Origin of the sequence: Mesorhizobium sp. M7A.F.Ca.AU.001.01.1.1 (genome assembly GCF_004022735.1) — a bacterium.
Lineage (GTDB): Bacteria > Pseudomonadota > Alphaproteobacteria > Rhizobiales > Rhizobiaceae > Mesorhizobium > Mesorhizobium ciceri.
Genome location: NZ_RZPF01000701.1, coordinates 1 through 3,446, shown reverse-complemented (window position 1 = coordinate 3,446; position 3,446 = coordinate 1). Strand labels below are relative to the sequence as shown.

The window sequence follows — 3,446 nt, the reverse complement described above, 5'->3', positions numbered from 1 at the left end:
CCTCATTGACCCGGGTCAGCTCGATGGTGCGCGTCTTGACCCGCTGCTCCAGCGATTCATTGGCCCTTTTCAGCGCAAGATCCTGCTCGACGCGCCCGGAAATGTCGGCATAGGTGGCGACGATGCCGCCGTCCGGCATCGGGTTGGATCGCAGTTCCAGGATGCGGCCCGAGGTTTTCAGCTCCATCTGCCACGGGCTGACGAAGCTGGTCAGCCGGTTGAGCATGGCCACACGCTGATCGGCGGGAATGTCGCCGCGCTCGGCGAGATGGCGCAGGATGCGGTCGAGCGAGACGCCGACCTGGCCCATCTCGTCGGGCAGGTCGAACAGCGCCCGGTACTGGCGGTTCCAGCAGATCAGGCGGAAATCGCGATCGAAGACGGTGATGCCCTGTTCCATCTGGTCGAGCGCGATCTGCAAGAGGTCGCGGTTGTGCTGCAGCGCCTCGGTGGCGTCGTCGAGCAAGCGGAAGGCATCTCGGGATTCGCGGTCGTGGCGCCGAAACAGCAGCGACAGGATCAGCCGTGCCGAGGAGGAGCCGACGGCGCTGGCCAGCAGCTGCTCGGAAAAGCGGATGACGTCCATGCTCGCCTGTTCGTTGCCGTGCAGCGAGGTTCCGTTGGTCTTTTCGAACGACTGGAAAGAGCGCTCGGTGCGCTCGACGCCGAGATAGCGCCCGATCGTGTCCTTCAGGTCGTTGACGGTGATGGCGGTGCGGAAACGGCGCAGGCTGGGCATCGGGCCGGCATCGCGCGGCACGAAGATCGACGCCTGGATGCGTTCCAGCGGCACCGACGCGCGCGACAGCGAGCCAAGCACGAAAAACACCGCATTGATCGACAGGCTCCACAACACGCCGTGGTTCAGCGGTTCGGCGACGGTGCCGAACAGGGCCTGCGGCCGCAGCGCCTCGAAGCCGAACAGCCCGTGCACGATGATGCCGGTATCGGCCGCGGCAAGCGACGGCAGGAGCAGTGTGTAGCCCCAGACGAGGATGCCGGCGACCATGCCGAGTGCCGCACCCCGGCCGTTGGCGCCGCGCCAGATCAGCCCGCCGATCAGGGCGGGGGCGAACTGGGCGATGGCCGCGAACGACATCAGGCCGATCGACGACAGGCGCGCGCTGTTGGTGCTCTCGCGGTAATAGAGGAAGGCGATGAACAACAGGATGAAGATCGCCCCGCGCCGCACATTAAGGATCAGCGTCGACCAGTCCTCGGTCTCGGAGGTCGAGGTCTTGAGCAGGCGGCGCACGAACAGCGGAATGACGAGATCGTTGGAGATCATGATCGACAGCGCCACGCTTTCGACGATCACCATCGCCGTCGCCGCCGACAGGCCGCCGATGAAAGCCGCCATCGCCAGCACATCATGGCCGCTGAACAGGGGCAGCGACAGCACATAGAGATCGCTGCTGGTTCCGGTGCCGACCAGCGACAGGCCGGCGAAGGCGATCGGCAGCACGAACAGGTTGATCGCCACGAGGTAGAGCGGGAACACCCATGTCGCGGTGCGCAGTTCGGCCTCGCCGCGGTTTTCGACGATGGTGACGTAGAACTGCCGCGGCAGCATGATGATGGCAAAGCCGCTCAGGCACGTCAGCACCAGCCAGGTGGCGAGCGAGGTGTTGTAGCTCATCGCCTGCCGGACCTGCGCGTTCTCGGCGAGCTTGTCGAACATGTCGCCCGGGCCGCCGAAGATCAGGAAGGTGACCATCAGGCCGATCGCCAGGAAGGCGGCGAGCTTGACGACGGTTTCGACCGCCACCGCCAGCACCAGTCCGTCCTGGTGTTCGGTGGCGTCGGCGTGACGGGTTCCAAACAGCACCGCGAACAGCGCCAACAGCATGGCGACGACCAGCGAGATGTCGCTGACGAAGGGATCGAACGAAGGCGGCGATCCCGTATAGTGCTCGACCATCAGGCTGACCGAACCGGATATCGCCTTCAACTGCAGCGCGATATAGGGCACCGCGCCGATGGTGGCGATCAGCGTGGCGATCGCCGCGACGGTGAAACTCTTGCCGTAGCGTGCGCCGAGGAAATCAGCGATCGAGGTGATCTTCTCGGTCTTGGCCAGCCGCACGATACGGTTGAGCAGCGGGAAGCCGAAGACGAAGACGAGCACCGGGCCCGTATAGATGCCGAGGAATTCGAGGCCGCGTTCGGAAGAGAGACCGACCGAGCCGAAGAAAGTCCAGGATGTGCAGTAGATCGCGAGGCTGAGCGCATAGATGAAAGGCCGCCCCCGGCTCGGCTCGGAGATGGCCGAGCGGCGGTCGCCGAGGCTGGCGATGGCAAACAGCAGCGTCACATAGGCGACCGCGATGATGACGATGAACAAGCCCTGCACGCTTGGACTTTCCTCCTCTGCCGTCTTTCTATCCGGCTTGCCCGGACGCAACCACAGCTTGGCGTCCGAGTCCATTGCAGAGCTGTGCAGGACGGCTATCAGGGCGGCGCGTCGGTGTCGTTATGGTGAAGATCGCCGCTGAGCGCCGTGGAAAATACGGCCAATGACGACCTCCTCCAAACCCATGCGATAGAGGATGATGTGCTTGCCGTGGACGAACTGATGGGTCCTGCCTTCATAGAGCCGGCCCATACTCGGATAGTCGCCGAGCAACTCAAACACCGCGTCGAGTTCGCGCAGGTACTTTTCGGCCTGAGTGTGGCCGAAGTTTTCGAAGGTGTGTCGGTAAATGTCTTTCAGATCGCGTTCGGCGCGATGCGTTATCCTATGGCGCATGCGGGAGTTCGGCACGCGCTTCCCGAATAATGTCGTCGATCGACTTTTCGCTGACCGGGCTCTCAAAACCTTCGTTGATCGCCGCCTGAATCGCTTTCCGCTTCTCGTCGGGCGAAAGCGCGTCAAACCAAGCGCGCTGCTCCTTTGTTGGAGCCGCCCACGGATAAACATCAATGCTGATGGTTTCGAGCATGTTCATGAGAACATTATAGGCGAAAACGCCTATAATTTCCAGAAATTCAATGCTGGCTTTGCCGTGCCGTCAATGCGGGAAACCTTGCAAAGAGCGATTGATCGCTCGCGTCAACAACCAGGGGCCCATGCCGTGCTCGGCGGCAATCTGGTCCAGCGTGGTCGTTTTGCAGTGATTCGGCGGCATCTGTGTCGATTTGCATCGCGGGGATATGAAATTTCACGCCCTTGTACGCAACGCGTCAAATTCGGCAGAGCTGCCGCCCAAAGTGCCGTAAGGTAAGGAGAAAGCGGTTGTTTTCTCCCTTTTACCCATGTTGCGTCAGGAGGTTTTTGTTATGTTGCCTCAGGTCGATGCCGCAAGGACGGAAACGGCAGCTCGGCCAGTCACGACAAGGAGGGTCGAATGCTGAAAGAATTCCAGGAATTTATTTCCAAGGGCAATGTGATGGACCTTGCGGTCGGCGTCATCATCGGCGCGGCCTTCGGCAAGATCGTCGATTCC

3 protein-coding genes and 1 pseudogene are annotated in these 3,446 nt (G+C 62.0%); 1 reads left to right on the top strand and 3 read right to left on the bottom strand.

Annotated elements, in window-relative coordinates:
• The 3 genes from EN884_RS30150 to EN884_RS30140 all read right to left on the bottom strand — a co-directional run.
• The coding region (locus tag EN884_RS30150) for a PAS-domain containing protein (protein WP_164895241.1) at positions 1-2,353 on the bottom strand (2,353 nt) is incomplete at its 3' end.
• A gap of 120 nt (positions 2,354-2,473) precedes the next feature.
• Positions 2,474-2,749: a type II toxin-antitoxin system RelE/ParE family toxin gene (locus EN884_RS30145; RefSeq protein WP_013533612.1), complete on the bottom strand. Its 276-nt coding sequence runs from the start codon at positions 2,747-2,749 to the stop codon at positions 2,474-2,476.
• Positions 2,739-2,948: a hypothetical protein gene (locus tag EN884_RS30140; RefSeq protein ID WP_024503137.1), complete on the bottom strand. Its 210-nt coding sequence runs from the start codon at positions 2,946-2,948 to the stop codon at positions 2,739-2,741. Before EN884_RS30140 ends, EN884_RS30145 begins: the two co-directional genes overlap by 11 nt.
• Positions 2,949-3,347: 399 nt before the next feature.
• Here EN884_RS30140 and EN884_RS30135 point away from each other — a divergent pair.
• Positions 3,348-3,446, top strand: a pseudogene (locus EN884_RS30135) (MscL family protein); the annotation flags it as partial.

What these genes read in the sequence shown, in the direction of transcription:
- EN884_RS30145 (WP_013533612.1), bottom strand. Translation starts at nt 2,749, where the DNA reads ATGCGCCATAGGATAACGCATCGCGCCGAACGCGATCTGAAAGACATT.
- EN884_RS30140 (WP_024503137.1), bottom strand. Translation starts at nt 2,948, where the DNA reads ATGAACATGCTCGAAACCATCAGCATTGATGTTTATCCGTGGGCGGCT.